The organism is Cognatundibacterium aquatile, from assembly GCF_014699135.1.
GTDB lineage: Bacteria > Pseudomonadota > Gammaproteobacteria > Burkholderiales > Burkholderiaceae_D > Undibacterium > Undibacterium aquatile.
In genome coordinates, this window is sequence record NZ_JACOFT010000001.1 from 380,486 (window position 1) to 405,279 (window position 24,794).

Annotated in this window: 24 protein-coding genes and 3 pseudogenes; 11 read left to right on the top strand and 16 right to left on the bottom strand. The window is 49.5% G+C overall.

All coding sequences use genetic code 11. From position 1 onward, the window contains the following. Positions 1-78: 78 nt before the first annotated feature. Genes H8K26_RS01720 through H8K26_RS01730 form a run of 3 tightly spaced genes read right to left on the bottom strand, consistent with a single transcriptional unit; the run spans position 79 to position 2,258 of the window. Entirely contained in the window at positions 79-900 is an 822-nt protein-coding gene (locus H8K26_RS01720; protein ID WP_190476925.1) for an SDR family oxidoreductase, read from the bottom strand. Then, entirely contained in the window at positions 897-1,652 is a 756-nt protein-coding gene (locus H8K26_RS01725; protein ID WP_186883895.1) for a class II aldolase/adducin family protein, read from the bottom strand. The genes H8K26_RS01720 and H8K26_RS01725 overlap by 4 nt, the downstream gene beginning before the upstream one ends. Positions 1,653-1,670: 18 nt before the next feature. After that, positions 1,671-2,258 carry an HD domain-containing protein gene (locus H8K26_RS01730; protein WP_190476927.1) on the bottom strand — a complete coding sequence of 196 codons (588 nt, stop codon included), beginning with the start codon at positions 2,256-2,258 and terminating at the stop codon, positions 1,671-1,673. A gap of 117 nt (positions 2,259-2,375) precedes the next feature. Between H8K26_RS01730 and H8K26_RS01735 the strand changes: the two genes are divergently transcribed. Together H8K26_RS01735 and H8K26_RS01740 are read left to right on the top strand one after the other, a co-directional pair. Continuing rightward, a complete protein-coding gene (locus tag H8K26_RS01735) occupies positions 2,376-3,065 on the top strand; it encodes a Crp/Fnr family transcriptional regulator (protein WP_190476928.1) in 690 nt (229 codons plus the stop codon). Positions 3,066-3,329: 264 nt separating this feature from the next. Next, entirely contained in the window at positions 3,330-4,091 is a 762-nt protein-coding gene (locus H8K26_RS01740) for a substrate-binding periplasmic protein (RefSeq protein WP_190476930.1), read from the top strand. Here the strand turns inward: H8K26_RS01740 and H8K26_RS01745 are convergent. Next, on the bottom strand, positions 4,088-4,549 hold the full coding sequence (locus H8K26_RS01745) for an Lrp/AsnC family transcriptional regulator (RefSeq protein ID WP_190476932.1): 462 nt from the start codon (positions 4,547-4,549) through the stop codon (positions 4,088-4,090). The genes H8K26_RS01740 and H8K26_RS01745 overlap by 4 nt on opposite strands. A 160-nt stretch (positions 4,550-4,709) precedes the next feature. Between H8K26_RS01745 and glmS the strand changes: the two genes are divergently transcribed. Both glmS and H8K26_RS01755 read left to right on the top strand, forming a co-directional pair. Continuing rightward, positions 4,710-6,527: a glutamine--fructose-6-phosphate transaminase (isomerizing) gene (gene glmS, locus H8K26_RS01750; protein ID WP_190476935.1), complete on the top strand. Its 1,818-nt coding sequence runs from the start codon at positions 4,710-4,712 to the stop codon at positions 6,525-6,527. Between the two features lie 122 nt (positions 6,528-6,649). Continuing rightward, positions 6,650-7,009, top strand: a pseudogene (locus H8K26_RS01755) (IS66 family transposase); the annotation flags it as partial. 1,253 nt (positions 7,010-8,262) lie between these two features. On the opposite strand, the pseudogene H8K26_RS18010 reads toward H8K26_RS01755, so the two are convergent. Next, positions 8,263-8,382, bottom strand: a pseudogene (locus H8K26_RS18010) (ATP-binding protein); the annotation flags it as partial. 656 nt (positions 8,383-9,038) lie between these two features. Between H8K26_RS18010 and H8K26_RS01760 the strand changes: the two are divergent. The 3 genes from H8K26_RS01760 to H8K26_RS01770 all read left to right on the top strand — a co-directional run bounded on the left by H8K26_RS01760 (position 9,039) and on the right by H8K26_RS01770 (position 11,290). Next, positions 9,039-9,917, top strand: coding sequence for an alpha/beta fold hydrolase (locus H8K26_RS01760; RefSeq protein ID WP_223826828.1), 879 nt, complete (start codon positions 9,039-9,041; stop codon positions 9,915-9,917). A gap of 72 nt (positions 9,918-9,989) precedes the next feature. Beyond that, positions 9,990-10,838 carry an alpha/beta fold hydrolase gene (locus tag H8K26_RS01765; RefSeq protein ID WP_190476937.1) on the top strand — a complete coding sequence of 283 codons (849 nt, stop codon included), beginning with the start codon at positions 9,990-9,992 and terminating at the stop codon, positions 10,836-10,838. Between the two features lie 53 nt (positions 10,839-10,891). Further along, positions 10,892-11,290 (top strand): helicase, encoded by a 399-nt coding sequence (locus H8K26_RS01770; protein WP_190476939.1) that lies wholly within the window; start codon positions 10,892-10,894, stop codon positions 11,288-11,290. A gap of 80 nt (positions 11,291-11,370) precedes the next feature. Here H8K26_RS01770 and H8K26_RS01775 read toward each other — a convergent pair whose 3' ends face one another. Further along, positions 11,371-12,294, bottom strand: a complete 924-nt coding sequence (locus tag H8K26_RS01775) for a LysR family transcriptional regulator (protein ID WP_190476941.1) — start codon at positions 12,292-12,294, stop codon at positions 11,371-11,373. Between the two features lie 121 nt (positions 12,295-12,415). Between H8K26_RS01775 and H8K26_RS01780 the strand changes: the two genes are divergently transcribed. After that, positions 12,416-13,063, top strand: coding sequence for an NADPH-dependent F420 reductase (locus tag H8K26_RS01780; protein WP_190476943.1), 648 nt, complete (start codon positions 12,416-12,418; stop codon positions 13,061-13,063). 189 nt (positions 13,064-13,252) lie between these two features. Here the strand turns inward: H8K26_RS01780 and H8K26_RS01785 are convergent, their stop codons facing one another. The 9 genes from H8K26_RS01785 to H8K26_RS01825 all read right to left on the bottom strand — a co-directional run bounded on the left by H8K26_RS01785 (position 13,253) and on the right by H8K26_RS01825 (position 22,886). Further along, a complete protein-coding gene (locus H8K26_RS01785; protein ID WP_190476945.1) occupies positions 13,253-14,260 on the bottom strand; it encodes an NADP-dependent oxidoreductase in 1,008 nt (335 codons plus the stop codon). 330 nt (positions 14,261-14,590) lie between these two features. Beyond that, the gene (locus H8K26_RS01790; RefSeq protein ID WP_190476947.1) at positions 14,591-15,664 is read right to left on the bottom strand and encodes an alkene reductase; all 1,074 of its coding nucleotides are present in this window, start codon (positions 15,662-15,664) and stop codon (positions 14,591-14,593) included. Between the two features lie 34 nt (positions 15,665-15,698). Then, positions 15,699-16,493, bottom strand: a complete 795-nt coding sequence (locus tag H8K26_RS01795) for an SDR family NAD(P)-dependent oxidoreductase (RefSeq protein WP_190476949.1) — start codon at positions 16,491-16,493, stop codon at positions 15,699-15,701. Positions 16,494-16,593: 100 nt separating this feature from the next. Further along, entirely contained in the window at positions 16,594-17,202 is a 609-nt protein-coding gene (locus H8K26_RS01800) for a TetR/AcrR family transcriptional regulator (protein WP_186883881.1), read from the bottom strand. 646 nt (positions 17,203-17,848) lie between these two features. After that, positions 17,849-19,546: a methyl-accepting chemotaxis protein gene (locus tag H8K26_RS17915; protein ID WP_190476951.1), complete on the bottom strand. Its 1,698-nt coding sequence runs from the start codon at positions 19,544-19,546 to the stop codon at positions 17,849-17,851. Between the two features lie 480 nt (positions 19,547-20,026). After that, positions 20,027-20,998 (bottom strand): MBL fold metallo-hydrolase, encoded by a 972-nt coding sequence (locus tag H8K26_RS01810; RefSeq protein ID WP_190476952.1) that lies wholly within the window; start codon positions 20,996-20,998, stop codon positions 20,027-20,029. A 65-nt stretch (positions 20,999-21,063) separates the two neighbouring features. Next, complete coding sequence (locus H8K26_RS01815; protein ID WP_190476954.1) at positions 21,064-21,381, bottom strand: YciI family protein; 318 nt, start codon at positions 21,379-21,381, stop codon at positions 21,064-21,066. A 32-nt stretch (positions 21,382-21,413) separates the two neighbouring features. Further along, entirely contained in the window at positions 21,414-22,040 is a 627-nt protein-coding gene (locus H8K26_RS01820) for an FMN-dependent NADH-azoreductase (protein WP_190476956.1), read from the bottom strand. Positions 22,041-22,073: 33 nt separating this feature from the next. Further along, positions 22,074-22,886: an alpha/beta fold hydrolase gene (locus H8K26_RS01825; protein WP_190476958.1), complete on the bottom strand. Its 813-nt coding sequence runs from the start codon at positions 22,884-22,886 to the stop codon at positions 22,074-22,076. Between the two features lie 115 nt (positions 22,887-23,001). Between H8K26_RS01825 and H8K26_RS17645 the strand changes: the two genes are divergently transcribed. The 3 genes and pseudogenes from H8K26_RS17645 (at position 23,002) to H8K26_RS17650 (ending at position 24,015) form a co-directional block, all read left to right on the top strand. Continuing rightward, positions 23,002-23,334, top strand: a complete 333-nt coding sequence (locus tag H8K26_RS17645; RefSeq protein WP_223826784.1) for a type 1 glutamine amidotransferase family protein — start codon at positions 23,002-23,004, stop codon at positions 23,332-23,334. An 18-nt stretch (positions 23,335-23,352) separates the two neighbouring features. Continuing rightward, positions 23,353-23,556, top strand: a pseudogene (locus H8K26_RS17855) (AraC family transcriptional regulator); the annotation flags it as partial. After that, positions 23,557-24,015: a helix-turn-helix domain-containing protein gene (locus tag H8K26_RS17650; protein ID WP_399320317.1), complete on the top strand. Its 459-nt coding sequence runs from the start codon at positions 23,557-23,559 to the stop codon at positions 24,013-24,015. Between the two features lie 87 nt (positions 24,016-24,102). On the opposite strand, the gene H8K26_RS01835 is transcribed toward H8K26_RS17650, so the two are convergent. Next, positions 24,103-24,648, bottom strand: coding sequence for a helix-turn-helix domain-containing protein (locus tag H8K26_RS01835; protein ID WP_186883879.1), 546 nt, complete (start codon positions 24,646-24,648; stop codon positions 24,103-24,105). Positions 24,649-24,794: the final 146 nt, after the last annotated feature.

Genomic DNA, 24,794 nt, shown 5'->3' on the forward strand with positions numbered 1-24,794 from the left:
GAAATCAGTTTCAGAATAAAAAATGCCGGAATATTGTCCGGCACTTTTTATGGTGTCGCGAGACGGTTGAAAGCTAATTCATTGCGGCGGACGTACTTCTTTTTTCAGTGCCGCCATGGCCAGCTTTTCCACCAGACCGGGAGCGATCAGTTTCAGCCAGCGACCGAGTTTTCCTTTGCCTGTCATGACGACTTCGCGCTTGCCATGCTCCATGCCCTGAATGATCAGGTGTGCGCATTCCTCTATCGACATCGCATCGTCTTCTTTCAGGCCGCTGCTGCCTGCTGCATTTCCGGCCGCGTTGTAGCCGTGATAGCGTATACGGGTGGCCACTACACCGGGATAGGCGAGCGTGATTTTGATGCCCGCTTCTTTGACTTCGCTGCGCAGACTTTCAAAAAAGCCGTTCATCGCGAATTTACTGGCGCTGTACGCGGTGCGACCCGGAACGCCGATGAGTCCGGCAAGCGAGGACACCGCAACGATATGCCCGCGTGATTGCTTCAGGTAAGGTAGTGCCGCATGGGTACACCAAACGCTGCCCCAGAAATTAATCCGCATTAATTCCTGATACCAGGCAAGATCAGCGACTTCACTGAATAAGGCTTGCGCGGATTTACCTGCATTGTTGATGAGCGCATCAATATGACCAAAGGTTTCTGCTGCTTTCGTGATTAGTTGGCGACACTCACTTTCGACGCCGACATCGGTTTTGACGACCAGACAGACGCTGCCATAGGTCTGGCACTCTGCGGCTACTTTTTTCAATGCTCCTTCATTACGCGCAGCAAGTACCAGTGAGGTCTGGCTGCCGCCGGATTTCGCCAGTTGCCTCGCAATTTCTGCACCGATGCCATCAGACGCACCGGTAATGATGATGACTTTATTTTGTCCGCTCATGACTGATAACTTTCATCCATGCGGTTGAGCTTGCGTATCAGTGATGGCCAGACGAATGCGCCGCCAAGGCCACCGGTTTGTACCCGCATCGATTCCGCAACACCTTGCACGATTTGCGGGTTGACATGAATCAGTTCGCCGCCAGCCTGCGCCGCCAGTTGTATCTGGCAAGTGGCTTCAAACGTGTACATCGACAAAAATGCGTCGGCAATACTTTTACCCACAGTGAGCAAACCGTGATTGCGCAGCACCAGGAAATTCGCATTTCCCATGTCCGCTTGCAGACGTGGCTTTTCATCGTCGCGGAAAGCCACGCCTTCGTAATCGTGATACGCGAGCGAAGCGAGTACAAATGTCGATTGCTGAGAAAGCGGCAAAATACCGCAGCGCTGGGCGCTGACCGCAACACCCGCTTTGGTATGGGTATGCAGTACGCATTGCACGTCTTCGCGCGCGGCATGTACCGCGCTGTGAATTACAAAACCGGCGGGATTCACAGGGAAAGGTGAGTCGATCACCTTATTGCATTGCTGATCGACTTTCACCAGCGAGGATGCGGTGATTTCATCGAACATCAGCCCATAAGGGTTGATCAGAAAATGATGCTCCGGCCCAGGTATACGCGCGCTGATGTGAGTGAACACCAGATCGCTCCAGCCGTAAGCGGCGACGAGGCGATAGCAGGCGGCCAGATCGACCCGTAACTGCCATTCTTCGGGGCTGACTTTATCTTTGAGGGAAGGTATTTGCATGGTGTCTCCTGTTCATTTTTATTGGTGTTTAGGTGTAACTGCGGCTTTGTAAATCGTATTTTTGGGCTGTGCCAGCAAGCGCTTCAGCATGGGTTCAAATTCAATCATCGGAAAAGTTTCTGCGTGCGGATCGAACGACGGGTTGTCATACAGCGCGCAGAATTCCGCGGTGCGTTCAAAGTGTGGGTGGTCGCGGAATTGTTCACGCATATCCCTGTCCATACCCAGATGGTGAAAGAAATAATGCCCCTGAAAGATGCCGTGATGTTGCACCATCCATAGGTTTTCTTCGCTGACAAACGGCTTCAGGATTGCCGCAGCGATATCCGGGTGATTAAAACTACCAAGCGTGTCGCCGATGTCATGCAACAAAGCACAACAGATATATTCCTCATCACGGCCATCGCGCATCGCGCGGGTGGCGGTTTGTAATGAGTGGGTGTAACGATCAATCGGGAAGCCGCCGTAATCACCTTCGAGTAACTGCAGATGCTGGATGACGCGATCAGGTAATTTTTGCGTGAATTGCATAAATTCGCCGGCTATCAGTTGCCAGTCTTGTTGCGTACTGTCTTCCATACGCTGGAAATGAGCGCGATGAGGCATTTTTGTCTCCTGTTTAATTTTTGTACTCTCACCATACAGGCGCACCCGGCAGCAAACTGTCAAATATTTTACAATTACCCGTATCGATCCAGCGCCCACTATCCACGAATCCAGCTTATGCCACCATCTTCTGTACTCAGTTCACTTGTCGGTGATGACTGGTTTGCGGCATTACCCGCAGCGACCCGCAAGGAAATGCTGGATTGCAGCGAAAAACATTATCTGCAACCTGGTGAAATGTTGTTCCGTCAGGGCGATCCGCCAGCCGGTTTTTATGCTTTGCTGGGCGGCAAGCTGAAAATGTCGACCTTGAGTGAAGATGGGTGCGAGGCGATACTGACCATTCTTGAGCCTGGCACGTGGTTCGGTGAAATTTCCCTGATTGATGGCAAACCGAGAACGCATGATGCAACGGCGATTGGGCGTGCTGAAGTGTTGATGATGACCCCGGCCTGTTTTGATCATCTGATGCAAGGCGCAGACTTTGCCCTGGCCGTTGCGCAGATGCTGGCGAAACGTATTCGTTTGTTGTACGGCATCGTTGAAGATGCGCATTTACGTTCAGCCAGAGCGCGGGTCGCGAGACGCCTGGTATTGCTGGCGAATAGCGAGAAAGAACAAGGCGAGTCAGAAAAAATGGATATTCCGGTATCGCAGGAATCGCTGGCAATGATGCTGGGAATGAGTCGCCAGAGCCTTTCCAAGGAATTGAAATTTTTTGAGCAAGCAGGATTGATCCGGCTCGGGTATCGCTCTATCCGGATTTCATCGCTGGATAAACTGAGCACGCTGTGTGAAAAAGATTAAAGCCGGAGATAAACGAAAGATAATGTAATTAAGGCTATATTAATCAATTGATACAATATTTTTTGGTTTTGTTTTCCTTGTTATTCTTTGCAAAATCCAGCACTATAGTTTTCATTTCACGTCACAAAAAATAGCTTCGTATTCGGATATTTATCCCGCTTTTCCACAGGCTCTTCTATGCGAATTCTGCACAAGACAGTGTGTTTTTGTTTAACGATTATTTTTGCCGGCACTTCTGCAGCATATGACAATTGTTCTCGTACTATGAAGGTTCCCCTGGCGGCGACAGGTTTAAGTGTTATCGTCAGCGGAGAAAATATTTCTGGGGTGTATCCTGAAATACTGAGTGATTTATCTGTAAAAGAAAAATGTAATTTTGAACTTTCAATTGTGCCGCGTGCCCGGCTCGAAATGATGTTTGAAAATGGTTATGCGGATATTCTTATACCGGCAACGCGTACGTCCAGGCGCGATAAGCTGGGTTTTTTTATCCCACTCATTTCTAATCGGGCGATGCTGATTTCTGTTCAGGAGCAAAGTATTCCTGTAAAAAATTTCAAGGAACTACTGGAGCAGAAAGCGGCAAAAATAGCGGTAGTACGGGGTTTTGATTACGGAGAAAAGTATCAGGCGTTTCTTAAGGAATTACAGAAGCGGAACCGGCTCCGCTTCGAAGCTGATCCGGTCTCGGTTGCTCGTCTGTTGAAGTCCGGTGCGGCCGATTACACGCTGATGGCGCCATCGATTTTTGCCGGTTCGGTACAGATTGATGAACGCGTTACTGATCTCGAAGATAAATTGCAATATCAGCCGCTGCAAGAGTTGAACTGGGGTGAAAGTGGCGTCTATTTTTCTAAAAAATCATTAAGCACTGCGGATGTGCAGGCGCTACAGGAAATTTTTGAGCGTGCTGCAGGTGATGGTTTGATCTGGAAAGGCTTTCAGCGTTATTACAAAAAAGAATTTCTGAAAGATAGTGTCCGTCCACGCGATACTTTACGCTCATCAGGTCAGATTCCTGACTAGATTGCAATTCTGGTTTCAAATTTACTGCGCAGAATTGAAAAGAAACTTCTGACGTTTCTGATATTGCTCTGGGTCGCAAACAACTGATGCGCCAGCGCATGATATGCGGTCATGTCAGCGACTTGAATGATAAGAATAAAATCCGGCCCCGGTGACACCCGGTAGCATTGTTGTACGGCGGGCTCGAGAGCGACCCTCTGTTCAAACTCGATCAGTCTTTCTGTTGCCTGATGATCCAGCGTTATTTCGACAATCGCAGTTAATCCCGCTCCTACTTTTTCCGGCGCCAGAATCGCTACCTGACGCGCGATCACACCTTCTTCAATCAGACGCTTTACCCGCCGCATGCAGGTCGGTGCGGACGCGTGTACCCGTTCGGCCAGTTCTTGATTGGTCAGCGAAGCATCTCGCTGCAGTTGCTGCAAAATACGTTTGTCGAGCTCATCTAATATCGTCATGTTTGAAATAAATAAGTTAATTTATTTAATTTTTGAAATAAATAGTCATAATTAAATAGTGGCATAACTAAATTTCATAATCTATTTAATTTTGAAATAATTATTCATTGAAACTACATTAGCATAGACGCATTCTTATTTCCTGATTCACGAGGTCATTATGTGCGGTATCGTCGGTGCAGTTGCTCAGCGTAACATCACGCCTATCCTGCTTGAAGGGCTCAAGCGTCTCGAATACCGTGGTTATGACTCCTGCGGCATTGCCTTGCATGTCAATGGCCAGTTGCAGCGCTCACGCAGCACATCCCGTGTTGCCGAATTACAGGCGCAGGTGGAGCAGAGTGGCTTATCCGGCTTTACCGGCATCGCGCATACGCGCTGGGCGACCCACGGAGTGCCTTCTTCCGCCAATGCCCACCCACATTTTTCACGCGATCGGATTGCGCTCGTGCATAACGGCATCATCGAAAATCATGAAGAATTACGCACCGAATTAAAAGCGCTCGGCTACGTTTTTGAAAGCCAGACCGATACCGAAGTCATTGCCCATCTGGTTGATCATTTATATCAGGGCGATTTATTTGAGACAGTGCAGCAAGCAGTGAAACGCTTGACGGGTGCTTATGCGATTGCGGTATTTTGCCGGGACGAGCCGCATCGCGTGATCGGTGCACGTCAGGGTTCGCCGTTAATCGTTGGCGTCGGCAAAGGTGAGAATTTTCTCGCCTCAGATGCAATGGCGCTGGCAGGAACAACCGACCAGATCATTTATCTGGAAGAGGGCGACGTCGTTGATCTGCAATTGCAACGCTGCTGGATTGTCGACGTGCATGGCAAAGCGGCGGAACGCGAAGTGCGTACCGTTCATGCGCACAGCGGTGCGGCTGAACTCGACCCGTATCGTCATTACATGCAAAAAGAAATATTCGAACAGCCACGTGCCATCGGTGACACACTCGAAGGCGTCACCAGCATCATGCCTGAGTTATTTGGCGATAAAGCCTACGGCGTTTTCAAGCAAATTGATTCGGTACTGATACTCGCTTGCGGCACCAGCTATTACGCTGGGCTTACCGCAAAATACTGGCTGGAGTCGATTGCAAAAATTCCGGTCAATGTAGAAATCGCCAGCGAATACCGTTACCGCGACAGCGTGCCGAATCCCAATTCGCTGGTCGTCACTATCTCGCAGAGTGGTGAAACGGCAGATACATTGGCTGCCTTAAAACATGCCCGTTCGCTGGGGATGCAGCACACGCTGACGATCTGCAATGTCTCCACCAGCGCGATGGTCAGAGAGTGTGTTTTGTCGTATATCACACGCGCCGGTATTGAAGTCGGCGTGGCATCGACTAAAGCATTTACTACCCAACTAGTAGCGTTGTTTTTACTGACGCTGACACTTGCACAAAGCAAAGGCCGGCTCAGTGACGCGGATGAGGCCGAACATATTAAAGCGCTGCGCCACTTGCCATTGGCTGTCAGTGCCGTACTTGCGCTGGAACCGCAAATCATTGCTTGGTCTGAAGAATTCGCCGCCAAAGAAAACGCCCTTTTCCTCGGTCGTGGCTTGCATTACCCAATCGCGCTTGAAGGTGCGCTCAAGCTCAAGGAAATTTCTTATATTCATGCAGAAGCGTATCCCGCAGGTGAGTTGAAACACGGCCCGCTGGCGCTGGTGACTAAAGAAATGCCAGTGGTAACTGTGGCACCGAATGACGCACTGATTGAAAAACTCAAATCCAATCTGCAGGAAGTTCGCGCCCGTGGCGGCGAGCTGTTTGTATTCGCCGATGCCGATTCGCACATCACCTCCAGCGAAGGTGTGCATGTGATTCGCCTGCCTGAACATTACGGACAACTATCCGCTATCCTGCACGTCGTGCCACTACAATTACTCGCCTACCACACCGCCCTTGCTCGCGGCACCGACGTTGATAAGCCAAGAAATTTAGCAAAAAGTGTCACAGTCGAATAGGGGAAAATCAGTAATTTTGACTTGTTGTCCGAGCTTAAAAGATAGGTTAGCGCGCTGTCGAATTGATAGGTTATTTGCCGGGGGGGCTTACTTCCCGTAAAGCCTTATAAGACTTGCTCGCTATCCGTGAGCGCCGGGTTGGATTGTCGGTGTATCTGGATGATCCTGATGTCGCAATCGACACCAACCATCTTGAGCGAGCCCTACGTGCTATTCCCATGGGAAGAAAGAATTGGATTTTTTTTTGGACAGAGCTTGGTGCCAAGCAAGTTGGGATCGTCCAAAGCCTGATCACGACTTGCCGTATGCATGATATCAATTCGTACGACTACTTTGTCGATGTGCTCCAGCGTATCAGTCAACATCCTGCGTCGTTGGTGCATCTGCTGACGCCACGCGTCTGGAAACAGATGTTTGCCAACAATCCTCTGCGCTCAGACTTGTATGACGCGGATCGGCGGGGTAATATCGGGCGGAAATAACTGCTTACGTACGCCCGACCGTACCTCGGCGCCTTCGCATACCGCTTCAAATCGCGCTTCAACCTCGCGGAACTTCTGCGTAACCTGCTCAGTCACGCTGCACTTACTGCGCCAAAGCGTGAGCGGCAGATTCGCAAGTGGGCTGAGAGTCGTGACTAATCAGGTAGTATTAAATTGCACTAGAGATTCAAGGAAAGGTGATGCCGCAATGAAATTTGTAATGCGCTTGTTCGGTAGTTTGCTGTTTTGTCTTCCATCGCACGCCCAAGTAAGTCAGGGGCATGAGCTTGCACCGGATGCACTCGAAAGATGTTTCCAATTGCAGAACGCTACCGCTGTTAATGCGCCTATTGGAACGATCGCACGGACACGTTCACTAAACCTAAGTGCGCAGAAGCCACGCGACGACATTTACGAAGTACGGATGATTTCTAGTCTTTCGAATGGACAATTGATATTTTTAGGCGGGCCACACGTTACATCGCCGGATCGCAGTCTTTTCAACTTAATCGAAAGCACCTTCGATAAAGAAAAGCCCAGCGAGTCATACATAGAGGTAAATGACGTGTCCTACTTGCGCAAGTTGCCGGAAGAAAAGGAGTCCGTCATAGCAACTCGCGGCGAGCCGAGCTACCTCGGATTTATAGCGAGGGAGCGCAGGGTTACCGTACTTCCTTTGGAACCTCGCGATATTGATCTTTATGTAAACCTACGCAAGTACTTTTCCGCGGATCAGATCATACTCACATTGGTTCTACGCGAGACTCAGCTCGTAAGAGATCGACACAGGGCCTCAGGCGAGAGACTCGAGGATGCGACGTTCGAAAAGCTTAGGATGTGGAATCAAATCGCCAGGGAATTGGACGATGTTGTCTCAATTAAAAACATTTTCGACCTAACTGTCGCAGTTAGAAAGATTTGGCCTGACTTCGATTGGCGTCAAACGCCCGCGACTTGGTTTAATCCCTTACTATCATCGGAAGACACTGGCGGTCGATTTACGAACGAAATCATAAGACGTGAGAAGACATTCAGAGATTTTCACTATGCTCAACTACTTTTGTCGAAAGTATCTGAAGGGAGTACTGTGATAGCACTTGCTGGCCGCAACCATGCTTATTCAATCGCTTCGGGATATAAATGTCTACTTAATTCTGACAAGTAGTTGTGTTTTCAAGGGTTAGGCTGTTGATTTGCATTTAAAACTGACCCAGCTTTGCATTGAATTTTGACTCACCCTTTTCGTTACTATTTTACGTCTGGGATGTGGATAACTTGGATGTTTTTCTCTCCTTTTTTGTTTGCTGGGCACTCTCTTTAAAACGGTAGCTGTCGTTGCCGGTTTCCACGATATCGCAATGATGCGTGATTCGAGCTATAGGGCTGCTCGGAGTTTCAGTCCAGAGTAAGGTGACGAATCACGTGCGAACAGCAAGCGCATACCTGGGACGACGTTACCGAATCAATTGAAGTCGATCTTTCTCTCGTTCGCATAGTGCGCTACGTGAGGATCCGCATTTATGACTTCGATGTTATCCAGATTCAGGGCCTGATCCGGATCGTCAACTTTCCTGATCTTGTGATGAGCCTGGGCATTCGGTTCGAGCGGTTCGCCAGTCCGTTCGCAAGCCGTGATGTTGCCTTATCCGGCACGAAATTTCAGCCACATCGTATTTTTTAAGATCGCATCATTGAATGGTTGAATATATGACGATCATAATATATTATGATCGTCATATATTTGTTGGCGACCCGGATTTTTGAACATCTGATTAGGAGGTTTCAACATGGCTGATTTTTATGGCAACACACATATCGCCCCCATGCTAACGAGTCAGGCCTCTGGGCTAGTTGGATATTCCTGTAATAAGCATCTGGAAATCTATCAGGTGCCTCACATGAGAGCCACAATAAATGTCAGAGAAAATTTAACCAGGAGAGTCATCTCATGCACTATGTAATGAAGTTAAAAAAAGCGCTTTTACACGCGTCCATCGTTGCTGGAACAATGGTGACACCATTTGCTGCAATGGCGGACAACCCTGTACCAGTTATCGACGCCTCCAATGCCTCATTCGCCTGGGCTAAGACTCCGACGCAAACGATATCTGCTGCCGGAATCAAGTTCGCCTATCGTGAGTTAGGAAAGCAACATGGTGGTACACCAGTGGTGCTACTCAACCATCTAGCTGCCGTACTCGATAACTGGGACCCGCGCGTTGTGGATGGCATTGCGGCAAAACATCACGTTATCGTATTTAACAACCGCGGTATCGGCGCGTCCAGCGGTGCGACGCCTGAGACGACTGAGGAAATGGCCGACGATACAGTCTCTTTCATCAAAGCTATGGGCTTTGAGCAGGTTGATCTGTTTGGGTTTTCAATGGGCGGAATGGTATCTCAGGAAATCGTACTAAAGCACCCACAGCTAGTCCGAAAGCTGATCCTTGCAGGAACCGGGCCGGCTGGCGGTGAAGGGATCAGTTCAGTAGCGGGTGTCGCTAACTTGGACATTTTGCGTGGATTGATCACGTTCCAGGACCCAAAGCAGTTCTTATTCTTCACCCGTACCCCCGATGGCATCGCGGCAGGGAAGGCATTCCTTGCACGATTGAAAGAGCGCTCGCAAGACCGCGATAAGGACATCGCCGTCTCCGCTTATCTGGCACAACTTGCAGCATTGAAAGCATGGGGTAACAAACTTCCGGCAGACTTGTCGGTAATCACACAGCCGGTTCTTGTGGCGAATGGGGATCAGGATCGTATGGTACCGACTTCCAACTCACGCGACCTCGCACAACGACTACCGAATAGCACCCTCGTCATTTATCCAGATGCGGGTCACGGGGGCATATTTCAGTATCACGCCGAATTCGTGTCATCCGTCCTGAACTTCCTGGCACGCTAAATCACTAACCGGCACAGCGCCTGATCTAACGCAATGACGATCTCAAGGCGAACGCCACTCAACAGACGATAAATGATGACTGATACCCATAACACCGCGCCCACACGTTACGTGAACATTGCTAACACGCAGTTTGCGTACCGGCGCTGGGGAAATACAGACTCCGATCTGCCGCCCATCCTGATGCTTCAGCATTTTCGGGGTGGCATGGATCATTGGGATCCCTTGCTTACGGATGGTCTTGCCGAAGGGCGTGAGGTCATTCTATTTAACGGCCGGGGTGTCGCGTCTTCGGGCGGTAAGCCGCGCACACGTATCGAAGACATGGCAGATGACGCGGCAGAATTTGTACAGGCGTTGAATCTGTCGCAGATTGACCTGCTTGGTTTTTCACTGGGAGGTTTTCAAGCACTGGATCTATGTTGGCGTCATCCACATCTTGTGCGTAAGCTCATGCTGCTTGGCACTGGACCGCGTGGTGGAGATCCAGAGATGGAGGCGCAGGTACTGACGACGGCCGTACACGAAGTGCCCACACTGGAAGACTTCCAGTATCTGTTCTTTGGACGCTCACCGCGCGCGCTTCAGGCCTCGCGTGAATTCTGGCAGCGTCGTCACCTGCGCGCTGATCAGGATCCTCCGTCGTCGCTTGAGGCTGCCAACGCACAGATCGAAGCCAATATGCACTATTTGCCGCGACTGTCCGAGGAGGACCCGTTTGCTTATCTGCGTACTATCAATCAGCCTACATTCATACTCAATGGTGTGCACGACGTGATGATTCCGACCGTGAATTCATTTTATATGGCCCGCAACATACCTGATGCGCAGCTTTTTATTTATCCAGACGCAGGGCACGGAGCCCAGTTCCAGTACCCAGAACGCTTTCTGTATCACGCAGTGCACTTCCTTGCGGAGTGACGGTAACACTATTCAATCTCTTCAATTGACGTATCAAATATCTAAAGGCCGCCATGCTGAAATTCAAATTATTGTTATGGTTTTTCAACCAATTGCTAAGACGACAGATCAATAATAATCTTCTTTGTGGACGCTACGTTCAGGGAAAAGTGCTGGTGTTCCAGATCTGCACCGCTTCAGGCGTTGGTCGCTATTATGAGATCCGGTCCGGAACCATCCGTTCCTTTTCTGGACTTGCTCCGCACCCACAATTCACTTTCACATTCTCAGATGCGTTGAAAGGCTTCGAGATCCTTTCGGCCAAGGATAGTCAAGCGGCTTTCATCCGAGGAGTGGGCAGCAAGGATCTTGTCGTTAGCGGAGATTTTCGCGAGGTTATGTGGTTTCAGGGGCTAAGTGCCTTTTTGCAGCCGCCTAAGGTTTTCTCACCCTATGATCGCACCGTCTTTTGAGCAGCATATGCTTGCTGCCTCATAACTTGTCAGGTCATAGAACCACGCAGACTGCGAAAATGCGCACGCTCAACGGTACGCTAATGAGTGGCGAGGACTTGCGGCAGTTTCTGTACCTTAAATGCCTCGACAACAAAATCGATAAAAGCGCGCGTCTTCGCTGGCAACAGTTTCTGACTAGTGAAATACAGCGAGATCGCACCCACATCGCCGTACCAATTTGGCAGTAACCGCACCAGCGAACCATTTTCCAGATGTGAAGCGGCGTGTGACACGGGTATTAAGCCGATGCCCAGGCCCAGCACCACGGCGCGGCAGAGTGCATCAGGATCGTTGACAAGCATGACCGCTTGCTGCTTTGCAGTGACCTCGAGGCCTGATTTATTACGCATAACCTGCGTGCGCACGCGGCCACTCAATGGCGAGCGCAATACAACACTGGGGAATTCAGCAAGTCCGGTTGGATCTTTGGGATGACGCTTACCCCGTAATAGGGCTGGCGAAGCCACCGCAATCAAATGGATTTGTGCCAGTTCACGTGCGACCATACCCGGTGGCAGGTCAAAGCCAGCGCCTATCGCTGCATCAAAGCCGCCCGCGATCAGATCCAGCGGACGGCTATCAAAAACCCAATCAGGAATTACGCCGGGATAACGTTCGAGAAATGTAGGCATCAGAGGCAACAGAAAATCCATACCAAATCCAGGTGCAGCACTTAGTTTCAAGACACCGGCCGGTTCCCCTGCATTCATCTTAATATCAGCGATGGCTTCCTGAATGCTGTCGAGACCACTCTGTACCGATAGCCGAAAACGTTCGCCCGCTTCAGTCAATGTCAGACCGCGCGTGCTGCGTGCGAATAGTCGAACGCCAAGATTGCGCTCAAGAAACGCAACGTTCCGGCTCACTGCTGCCGGTGTCAAACCCAGACGACGTGCCGCAGCAGAAAAGCTACCGCTCTCGGCACTGCGTACGAAGGATTCCAGATTGGCGAGAGTCTCCATGACTTTATTTTAAAGTAATAATTGAAACTGATTATAGTTGAATGCTACTAACAATAGAAACAACAAGACCCTAAAATTCAACTCAGCAAACAGTTTATTCACTTAATTTAAAGGAAATAGTATGACTATCGGTATCATTGGCTCGGGCGCGCTCGGCTCCAACTTCGCCCGCATTCTCGCCAACACAGGAATCTCGGCCACCATTTCTAATAGCCGTGGACCTGCTTCGCTGGCAGAGCTGGTCAAAGAGTTGGGGCCATCTATCAAGGTCAGTACAGTGGAAGAGGCTGCAAGCGCAGACATAGTGCTGGTCGCGGTTCGCTGGGTTGATGCAGAAAAAGTACTGGGCAGCCTGCCAGCGTGGAATGGTCGCATTGTGATCGACGGTACTAACCCAGTGGAGTTCTTCGACCCCGCAACCTCGCCGGATGCGAACGATCCGAGCAATCCCCTCGCGGCTTACGGGATCAAGGCGGTCGATCTCGGCGGAAAGCACTCGAGTCAGATTATCCAGCAATTCGTTCCTGGCGCACGCGTCGTCAAAGCGTTCAACCACAACGACGTCAATGTGCTGAAAGAACCAAAAACAGCAGGTGGCAAACGCGTATTGTTTTACTCGGGTGACGACGCTGCCGCAAAAGCTGAGGTGCGTGACATCATGGAAATAGCCGGATTCTTCCCGATCGACCTCGGCCCGCTCGATGTTGGTGGGCCACTTGCCTCGCTGCCATTTGGCCCGCTGTCAACGCACAATTTCGTCAGCATCTGATTGAAACAGGGGCTCCCCCGGCAGAAAATGTCGGCAACTGCTGGGGGCGCGACGTACGTTTCGCGAGATAATTGTTGCTGCAAGTACCTCGGAAAAACGTGCAGCGATCTATCTCTCCTTTAGTGAGGATGATTTGTACTGATCGTTTTCTATGGTAAGTGCAAGTGTTGCTGCAGATCGAACTCAGAATTATCTCTGCTCTAATTCCACAACCACTTTACCTTTTGATCGTCCCTGTTCAAGATAAGCCAAGGCTTGTTTCGCTTGAACGAAAGGAAATACTTTGTCGACTACCGGACGTATCGTGCCGGCTTCAATGAGCTTACTGATTTTACCGAGCTGCTCTCCGTCCGGACGAACAAACAGGAAGGAGTAGTTGCTATCTTGCCGTTTAGCAAGGCGGATAATTTTACGGCTTAGCAAGCCGAAGATAAACGTCATCAGAAAATTCATTCCGCGCGCCTTGGCGAACGGAACATCTGGCGGACCGATCAGCGAAACGACGTTGCTACCTGGCTTCAGGATGCGTAGTGCTTTTTCGATGCCATCTCCCCGGACGGTTCCCAGCACCACATCATAACCACTCAGCACATTCTCAAATTCCTGCTTCTTGTAGTCGATCACATCGTCGGCTCCCAAGCTACGAACTAAATCGACGTTTGCGGTACTGGTCGTTGTTCCAACGTGTGCGCCGAGGTATTTGGCTAACTGGATAGCAAACGTTCCGATACCACCAGAGCCTGCTGGTATGAATACCTTTTGACCGGGAGTGACTTTGATACGCTCATTGAGAGCTTGCCAGCAAGTTAATGCCACCATGGGTATAGAGGCTGCCTGAACAAAGTTCAGGTTAGCAGGTTTGAGCGCAGCCACGTGTTCCGGTACGGCGGCGAATTCGGCAAGCGAGCCATTACCAAGGTCGAACAGGCTGGCGAAAACAGCATCACCTGCTTTAAACCGCGTGACCTGACTTCCTACTTCGACGACAGTACCAGCCAGATCACTGCCCAGGGTCGCGGGCAAATCAAATTTCAGCATGGGCTTGAACGCGCCCTTGGGGATCATGTAATCGATTGGATTCAGGCCGACTGCATGAATGCGAACTAGTATTTCGTTGGGTTTGATCAAGGGATTTGGTACATCGGCAAACTCAATTTGGTCAGCTTTGCCATACCGCTTCAGGACAAGTGCTTTCATTTTTTACTTTCTTTATATTTGAATGATGATCGCCTATCTTCTTTCGCTGATAGTTGGTCAGATGCTGAACGCAGGCGCTGAAACTGACTTAATTTATCGCATACTGTTGTATAGACAGCTTAGCGATATTTTTCCTGACCGACCAGAAAAGCCAGCGTGTACGAAACCTCTGCTGCTACTGCTATGGAGGTCACTCCGAAAGCAACATAAAGCGCAATGGGGTGACGGCTGCCATAGCCAGCTTCCGGTATATGTTGAACTACTAATTTGACGGTAAAAAATTAGTAGCGAGCAAAAATCAAGAGCCTACGGAAGCTGAATTTCGATGGACTATCCTTTCAGTTGGTAGTCAGTGTAGCCTCGTGGTCCTGGCGTATAGAAAGTGCTGGGATCAGGTTTATTCAATTCTTGATCCTGCTGCAAACGTGCAACCAGGTCGGGATTTGCTAAAAATGGTCGCCCCATTGCAATGAGATCAGCTTGTCCACTAGCAAGAGCCTGCTCAGCGCTCATTTTGTCAAATCCACCGGCAAGGATGAAAGGGCCGTTGAATGCGGCACGCAGAGCCGTCTTTAACTCGGAAGGAACTGCTGGTGCCCCCATCGCTGCATGATCCAGAACGTGAATGTACATCAGTCCAAGCCCGGACAACTCTTTGACCAGTGGAATGTACTGATCGTCGACGCCATCATAGATGCCAGTTGAATTGACTACACCGTATGGTGATAAGCGTACGCCAACCCGGTTCGCACCGATTTCTTTTATTGTGGCACGAGTGACTTCAAGTAAAAAGCGGTTGCGTCGTTCCGCCGATCCGCCGTAGGCGTCGTCACGACGATTAACGTTTGCGTTAAGGAACTGTTCAATAAGGTAGCCATTAGCAGCATGAAGTTCAACGCCGTCAAACCCAGCTTTCATTGCTAACACTGCGGCAGCAGCATATTCGGCGACGGCCGCGTCGATGTCCGCTGTATTCATCGCGCGCGGAAGTGTGTGGGGAAGATTACCCATGGAGTCTGTCCAGATTTCACCTGGACAGACTTCTGCATAAGAGCTCAGTACTTCAGCACCTTCTGGCAGATTTTCTTGATGGCTTACGCGTCCAGTATGCATTAACTGCACAACGATTTTGCCGCCTTTAGCATGGACAGCATCGGTGACCAATTTCCAGCCTTTAACATGGTCATTCTCATATAACGCTGGGATGCGCGCGTAGCCCAAACCGTTAGGCGACGGCGATGTACCTTCAGTGATAATCAGCCCGGCGGTCGCACGCTGTGCGTAATACTCTGCCATTAAACTGTTGGCGGTATTGTTTTCTGTAGCACGGCTGCGGGTAAGAGGTGCCATTACTGTCCGGTTGCTGAGATCAACATCGCGGAGCTTGAAAGTTTCAAATAACATTTTTGTGCCTTTATTAAAAATCTTATTGATAAAATTATTGCGAAATTAAACGTGGAGCGACCTGGCTGGTTTGCGCAGCTGCGAAGACGGCTACTCTTGCTTCCTCCAAACGTGAAATCATTCCCTCATCAGCCACCGATGGATAAGTGATAGCCTCGCCGTTGTCCAATGCTTGTAACGCTCCGTCCACCATATTTTCTGTCTGCATAACAGCGGAGGGGTCAAGTGCTGACAATGGCACACCCGAGTTATCCCATACTTCGGTAGCAGTCGCTGCTGGGAGCACCACTTGTATCTTGACATCTGTTTCAGAGAGTTCTTGCTGTAATACTTGACTAAAGGACAGTACGAATGCTTTGGTTCCGCTATAAACCGCACCCATAGGCAAGGTGCTGAATGCCATCACCGAGGCTATATTGATAATGGTTCCTGAATTTCGTTGTTTCATTCCGGGGAGGATGGCTTGGGTGAGCCGGGTTAACGCGGTGATGTTCAGGGCAATTTGTGAGAGCGAATCACTTAACGGACCATGTGCAAGCGGAGCCAGTCTGGCGATACCTGCGTTATTAACGAGCAGGTCGAACGATTTTTCTTTGAGCAATTGCTCAGTAGTGGACAAGCCGTCTTCGGTACTTAAATCAGCGCACAAGATGTCAACTTGCACACTATATTTTGATTTAATTGCGGCTGCGACGGACTGAAGCCGATCTTCGCGACGTGCAACCAGGACCAAGTTGTAGCCGCGCTGGGCAAGCCGGTCTGCGTACACTGCGCCGATGCCTGACGATGCTCCTGTTACAACAGCAGTTTTTTGTGATGAATTAGTCATTTGAAATCCTTTTTTGAAAGTGCCGCGCCATCGGCACGAGCTATTAGTAAATAATATATGACGATCATCATATATTTTGTTAAAAAAAACTGCCGGTAATTCAATCGGCAGTAGTTGCGAATTGTTTCATTGTTGCAGCACAGAGTGCCGCGGACAACTTTGGATCATCCACAGCACGTGCGAGCATGGTTGTTCCGATCAAAGCAGACAGCAGAGCCATTGCACGTTCGTGCGCATCTGGTTGTCCCCAATCCGGCATCTGCCTGGCAAACAAATCAATCATCTCCTTAATATGCATAGTCGCTACGTGCCTTACTTCTGGCGCTTGCCGAGGCATTTCAGAGGCCAAGGCCGAAACGGGGCAGCCTGTCTCGATACCCGCTATATGCTCAGGCGCCAGGTATGCTTGCATCATCGCCTGTACCGCCAAACCAGGTGGGGCACTCGCGGCAATGCGCGCTGCGAGTGCCACTGAATCACTACCCGCCTTGCCCGCTGCTTCAGCCAATAAAGCATCCCGGGATTCAAAGTGTGCATAAAACCCGCCGTGTGTAAGGCCAGCTTCTTTCATAATATCTGCCACGCCAGTGCCGCTGTAGCCACTACGACGAATCGCGCGAGACGCTACATCTACGATGCGGCCATGAGTGAGTTCTTTGCGACCAGGTGTCAGGGATTGATTTGTTTTTTTCTGCATGATTACCATCATATATTAATTTTAAAATCCGTGCTTGAGACAAAGTATTTTTTTTCGACAGTTTGGAAAGAACAGTGCGGAAAGATCACCCTGCAGTGAAGAAAGTACTTTGAAGCCAAATGTCTTATTCCCGATAAAGGGTATTTCCCCATTACTGAGCAAAGCAAAAAGTAGAGGCTAAGTCGGTTGGGCTAATTCCTGCTTCGGAATGGCACTCCTGAGCGCGCCCCTCTCGGCTTGCTTCAAAATACTGATGATCTGGCTGTCGCTAAAGCGTGACGTCTTCGTGTAAAACTTCCTCAAAATCTCATATAAGAAAATTCTACTTTTAACGTTGTCTTTTTGGGGGGGAGGATTGCCTTGCGTGAACTTAAACAATAAGCGCCTTTTCGGTGACAAATAGCACAATTAATTGTGGTCAGAAAACGTTATTTCCTTATCTTTAACGATTCTAGAGTTTCGTGCACAACTTCGTTGGCGCGCTGAGTCTGTTCACAATCCATCTCGAACAGTCTATCTTCAAGTACTTGGGACATCTCAATCAATTTATCGCGCAAGATCGGGAGATATTTTGCCGAGAGAGCATAGAACATTTCTTCTGTCATTGGTTGATTTGGCTCATCCATATTGCTCTCTCGATTTCGTATTTTCACACTGATTAAAACTCTTCCCAATCAGTGCCGGAGTCGTTGGTCGGCGCGGATGTTTTCAACGCAGGGCGGGCCGCAATGGCGACTGGTTTGGCAGATGCTTTTGCTACCGGTTTCGGTGCGGGTGCTGTCGTTTGTGTTGTCCTTGAAACTGAGCGTTTAGACGCGCCACCCATTTCTCTGAGCTTGAAAAAAGAAACCAGTTCTGTCAGTTTTTCAGCCTGATCCTGCAACGCAGAAGCAGCTGCAGCGGCCTCTTCGACCAGCGCCGCATTTTGTTGCGTGGTCTCATCCATATGAACAACTGCCTGGTTAATCTGCTCTATGCCCGCACTCTGTTCACTGCTGGCACTACTGATCTCACTCACCACATCGCTGACTTTATGGATTCCCGTTACAATTTCGGACATCGTATTACCCGCCTTATCTACCAGGCGGCTACCGGCATCGACTTTTTCTACCGAGTTATCAATCAGCGCTTTAATTTCCTTCGCAGCCGAAGCGGAACGCTGCGCCAGATTCCGCACCTCTGACGCCACCACCGCAAAGCCTCGTCCCTGTTCGCCGGCACGTGCAGCTTCGACAGCCGCATTCAACGCAAGAATATTCGTCTGAAAAGCAATTCCATCGATCACACTGATAATGTCCACGATCTTTCTCGCGGACTCATTGATTTCACCCATGGTATGCACTACCTCGCCGACCACATTACCACCTTCCACTGCCAATGTTGTTGCGGTGCTTGCAAGGACATTCGCCTGACGTGCATTATCTGAGTTTTGCTTCACGGTCGAGGTCAGCTCTTCCATTGACGATGCGGTTTCTTCCAGTGCACCAGCTTGCTGTTCAGTACGTGACGACAAATCCATATTGCCGGAAGCTATTTCTCCAGAAGCAGTCGCAATCGAATCAGTGCTATGGCGAATTTCTGTGCAAATATGCTCAAGACTGGATGACATGTTCTTCAGGGAGATCATCAATTTTGCGACTTCATCCGTGCCTTTGACTTCGATCACCTGAGTCAAATCACCTGCCGCCACACGTTCTGCGATATCAATTGCCGAATTGAGAGAAGACGAAATGTTACGCGCTAAACGGATCCCCATCAGTCCAATCGCTGCCAGTGCGATTGCACCAATGGCGAGTGACATCCAGATAGCAGAATTCTGCACTTTTTTTGCTTCTTCAGCGCTGTTTATACCTATCTGTACATTGTAATCAATATGATCATCGACCAGCTTTGCTACTTTACTGGCATCGGTCTGCTGAGAAAACAGATAAGCCCGGGCTTCTTCAGCACCGGCACCGTTACCGATCTCGATCGCCTTATTCCGGATCTGTCGGTATACCTCAAAAGCTTTTCTGTCATCTGACAACATCGCGCGATCTTTATCGTCACTAATGTCATCTTTCTCGTATTTATCAAAGGCTTTGAGTACTCCGGACTCTGCTTCGTCAATTTTCTTTTGTAGTTCAGCTTTTTTTGCAGGATCGGACGCAGCCAGCCACTGCCAGCTCAAGATACGATTCTGCGCAGTTCCAGACTTAATCAGATTCAGATCAATCAAACTAGGAACAACATTGACGTTCACATAATTCGTCGTTTCAAACACTTTATTGATCTGAGAAATCCCAATGCCAATCAGCGTTACGATACCAATCAAAACTGCAGCCATTAATATATAGAGACGTTTGGCGATGGTCATTTTTACTCCGGCAAGTAATCTTCGTAGGGAAATCTGACTATGCGCTAGCTACTTAGTAAAGGTAGCTGTGATCCTTATAATCGTGCATACGGTATGAGTCAGAAAGACAAATAAAAACAGCAGTCATTGCAGAAAAATATAACTACTGTTGTTTACTTTAGTTAGAAATTGCTCCGAGGAAAAGGAGTGCGAAACTCATTTAACTATATTTAATTCTCTGTCGTGTTTTTGCTTAAATCAGGCAACGATTAAGTTGATTAAATATGCTCTAACCTTCGGATATCTGTGCTCTGCGCGAACTCGACGCTAATGATGAATATGTTAAGCCTAAGGCCTCACCATACGTGTGTGTAGTGGTTCGTACTATGTGATTAACAGTAGTGTGATATTGCTCGCACTGTTTCCCGCATCAATACCTGTAACCCCCGAGATAAGATCTGAGCTGTTACTAGGTGACTCAAGATCATTCACTTTGGAAATTCATTGTTTTACAGCTTCAAATTTAAATCCTTGTTCCTCTTGACGCAAATATCCTATTCCAGGGAATGGAAAGTGGAAGGCACCAATCAGGGCATCCGACTGGGCTACGGTCGATAGAAATTGTTTTCTGACGCTGAGTGCTGCAGTTGGATTGATGTCACTAGCGACCATCCATTCGGGATTTCGTGCAAAGAAGGCTGGAACATTGATCATATCAGCAATGTAGTAGAACGACTTTTGCCCTGACTTGACCTCATATATCGTATGCCCTGGAGTATGTCCATAAGCTGCGTGTGAGAATACGTCGGGCGTAACTTCTCCGCCAGGCTCGAACTTCTGAAGCATGGAATCAGGCATGCCAATGAACACGCGTCTGACTACTTCGAACGCCGCTTTTCGTTCAGGGGCTTCCTGCATGTTTTTTTCGCTCATCCAATAGTCGTATTCCTTATTAGAAACCCAGACCTTGGCATTGGGGTAGGTAAATACGCCAGCACGGTTTCGCAGCCCGCTGATGTGATCAGGATGGAAATGTGAAATAAGGACTGTATCAATGTCTTCCGGTTTGTATCCAGCACGACTCAGACTGTTCACCAGTTTGCCAGTCGTTTCAGTCGGAGTGCCAAAATCGCCTAGACCGGTATCGAGAAGAATCCGCCGGGAGCCAGAAACGATGAGGTACGCGGTAAACGGAAGTTCCACATAATCGGTACTGAGCCCCAGGTCAGAAGCTAGCTTTTTAACTTCCGCGAATGGGGCATTGGTTACATACTTTTCATTAAGAGGTAGGCGGGTGGCGCCATCATGCAATGCGATGATTTCAATGCCTCCAACTTTGACGCTGTGGAATCGTTCTTTCGGGAGATTAGGTAACCCAAAATTCTGCGGTGACTGAGCAAATGAGGGCAATGACGGGCCAAGGGACAGCGCTGTGATTGTTGCGATTGATGTAAGGAAATTTCTCCGCTTCATGTAATTCACCTTTAGCTTGTAATGGTCGGGGTTAGTGACGGAATAAGCACGTAGTCAAAATCTGTCTATGCCAAAGGAATTGCTTTGGCATCTACTGCCCATTGACCCGAAAAATTTTCAGCACGGATTGCGGGCTCGGTGGCTTGGACATCGAAGCTGACAAGGTTATGAACATAGAATGGGTCTTCTGCGATCATATTCTGAATATTTATCTGATCAGAGGCATGCGCGAGCACGAAACCTCCAGCCTTGGAATGTAGCGGGCCAGCAAACAAGATGTTGCCCGTCTGGATGTATTGAACCAACCAGGCTTTGTGAGCATCCAGTTGCGTCTGGATATCTTCGGGTGGACGGAGGTAATTCAGGGTAATAGCAAACAGCATATGACGATCCTATTCTTTGTGTGTTCAGTGGGTTAGTTTGTTTGGAAGAGCGCAAGCGTCTCGGCAATAGTGGTGTGGGCGTGCCGGATACCTGCTTCTTTGACTTGGGGGCCTTTGGATACGCCTTCTGCACGAACAAAGTGAACATCATTAATCCCCAAAAATCCGAAGAATGTTTTGAGGTAACTTTCCTGATAGTCCATGTGAGCAAGCGGGCCTTCGGCATAGAAGCCACCCCGAGCAGAAGCGACGAACACCTGCGTGCCACTGACTAGTCCGACTGGCCCAGTCTCGGTATATTTGAAGGTGCGCCCAACTTGAGCAAGTCTATCCAGCCAAGCTTTCAACTGAGTTGGTACAGAAAAGTTGTACATTGGCACACCAATGACGATCACATCGTGAGCCAGAAACTCACTAACTAGCTCAGCGGAAATCTGATGCTCTTGGCGTGTAGCCTCATCAAAATTTTCAAATCCGGTTATCCTGAAACCTGCCGCTATTGAACCAGTGAGGTGGCGTATCTCATTCTTGATCAGATCGCGGTAAGTCACGCTAGCTTCAGGATGAGCCGCTTTCAGTTGTGTGACGATGGTTGAGGACAACTCACGAGTGACTGAGTTGCCTTCCAGAATACTTGAATCAATGTGTAGGATTTTCATATTTATCTCTCTATTAGTGAATCGGGCTGGACTTCAATGTGCTGCGGTATGCACCACTGCTTTTGCGGCCTGGTCAATCCACGCTGCCACGGCAAGCGGTCGTGAAATCATGGACAGGTGACTGGCGGGAATACTTCGCACGCTGGCACCTATCTGTTGCGCCATAGTTATCTGGGTAGCAGGAGGTAGTGCCTGATCGAGGCTGGTCAACAGATACCAACTGGGCTTGGTATGCCATGCTGCCTGCGTGACCGGTTCTGCAAAGCTATGAGCTGCAATGGGTTGCTGTACAGCAGCGAGTTGACGTACTCGTGTGAGGGGTATATCGCCAGCCATGACCTTCTTAAATTGCTCTGGCTGATCGAGCCAGATCAGACCCGCTTCATCCGGTACAAGACCCGTCATCTTGACATCCAACCGCTGCAATAGCTCGGCGACTGATTCACCACTATCGGGCGTTAGAGCGGAGAGATAGACCAGACCCACTACATTCGATGCATTACCGGCCTGGCTAATTACAGCTCCACCCCAAGAATGACCAACTAGCAATACCTTGCCTGCTTGCCGGCGTAAGACTTTTTCAGTCTGGGCGACATCATCTGCCAGCGAGGTCAGATGATTCTGGACGGCGGTGACGTGATAACCCATAGTTTGTAGTGGGGAAATAACAGGTGTCCAGCTTGATCCGTCCGTAAACGCTCCGTGGACGAGCACGATGTTTTTGATTCTGGCCTCGTCAGCATCTGCGAGAACCGGCACATTTGCCAGCATGAGGGTGAAACTCAGTGCCACAGCAAGTGCGTTGAACCACGGATGACGGCGTGGTCTTTTGGTTGAAGTTTTCATATCAGCAGTGTTTGCAATGTCGATGCATTCAAGTCTAGATGGAGTGCTTGCTTTACGTTAGATGGCAAGTCAGACATACTTCATGCAAAGTTCGCCATTTTTTTTGGAGCCATACATGCGGATCGCGATTGTTGCCGTAGAGGGGAGCCTGCTATCTGCAATAGCAGGCTTGTCCGATCTGTTCTGGATTACCAATCAGGCGCTGCGCGCGCCACCGGAAGGCATGGAGCAGGGGGTGGCGATTCCGTCTGGATTGACATTCGAAACCCGTATCGTCAGTGCCGATGGACAGCCTTTACGTGATCCACAGGGTCGCCTGATTCCAGTAGACGAAGGTTTTGCCGTAGCGAAGGAATACGATGTTGTTCTTGTCACTGGCATGGCGCTCGGGGCTGACGGCCTACCACCGATGTCAGAGTCCATTCAGCAGGCTGCGCATTGGCTCTAGCAAAGCCATCAGCAAGGTGCCTGGGTTGGTGCTGCGTGCGCAGGCACCTTTGTACTAGGGGAGGCCGACCTGCTGAATGGACGACGTTGCACGACCACATGGTGGCTGCATCATGCTTTCAAACGGCGGTTTCCCAAAGCACATGTCGCATGGGGGGCTGCGATTGAAGAGCAGGATCGTATTGTGACGACTGGTGGGCCACTGTCTTGGGTCGATCTGGCTTTGCACATGATTCGTCGGTTGGCCGGAGCCGAAGTCGCCAAACTGGCTGCCAACATCTCGGTGGCCGACAGTCAGTCGCTGCCGCAATTGGTTTATGCGCCGCGAGGTTTCATCAACACCACCGATCCTTTATTACTCCAAGCCGAGCAAATCATCCGTCATGATGAGCCGGGTATGACTGCCGAACGGTTAGCCAAGGCATTGAATCTGAGTGAACGGACCTTACATCGGCGCCTGAAAGATCTGGTTAATGAGTCACCCAAAGCATTCATCACCCGCGTCCGAATCGAAACTGCCTGTATGCTTCTGGATACTCCGGGTGCCAGTATCAAGCAGGTTGCCACGCAATGTGGCTATAACGATGATACTTCGTTCCGGCGCGCTTTTATCCAACTCATTGGGATGTCGCCTGTCGATTACAAGCGTTGGTCAAACAATCGCAATATCAGCTCATCCTGATATGGCGTGAATTACGGAAGAGTCCGTGTCGCGTAGTAGCGTCTTCTGATTTCTGATTTCTGACTTACGATTTCTTCTGCTTCAAACTTACCCCTGATCGTAGCTAATCACCACCAACGCTGATGCCTGTTGCTTACCGGCAGATCGCAAGCAATGCGGTAGCAGTGCGTTGAAATAAATCGCATCGCCTTTCTTAAGTTGCTCGCGATGGTCGGGGAATTGAATTTCTATGCTCCCCGTTAATACGTATAAGAACTCTTCACCCGCGTGTCCAGCAGCATGCGGGCCGTCGGACAGCTCACTGGGCGGGTACACAATGAAAGGCTGCATGCGCTTGTTGTTGATTTCTGCTGCCAAGGCTTCCATGCTGCTGCCCTCACCAGCCGCTCTGACGATGCACAGGCGCTCATTGTGTCGCACGACAGAAAGCATTTCGCTGCTGCTTGTGGGACTGAATAACTGGCCGACATCGATTTTCAGTGCTGTGGAAATTTTAATCGCGGCGGCAATCGAAGGTACACAGATTCCGCGTTCGACCTTTGATAAGTAACTCTTGGTCAGACCGCTGGCATCTGCCATATCTTGCAGACTCATGCCCATTTGCTGGCGCAGCATTTTAATTTTTTGCGACATTTTTGTTTTCCGTTTCTTATTTTTTGCCTGATCTGATGAATCTTACTGAAATTCCAGGAATGGAAAATTAAATGACAATTAGTGTAATATATGACACATCGTGTCATTTTGATTTATGAAATTTATTCTATTTTGCCAGTTGGAGG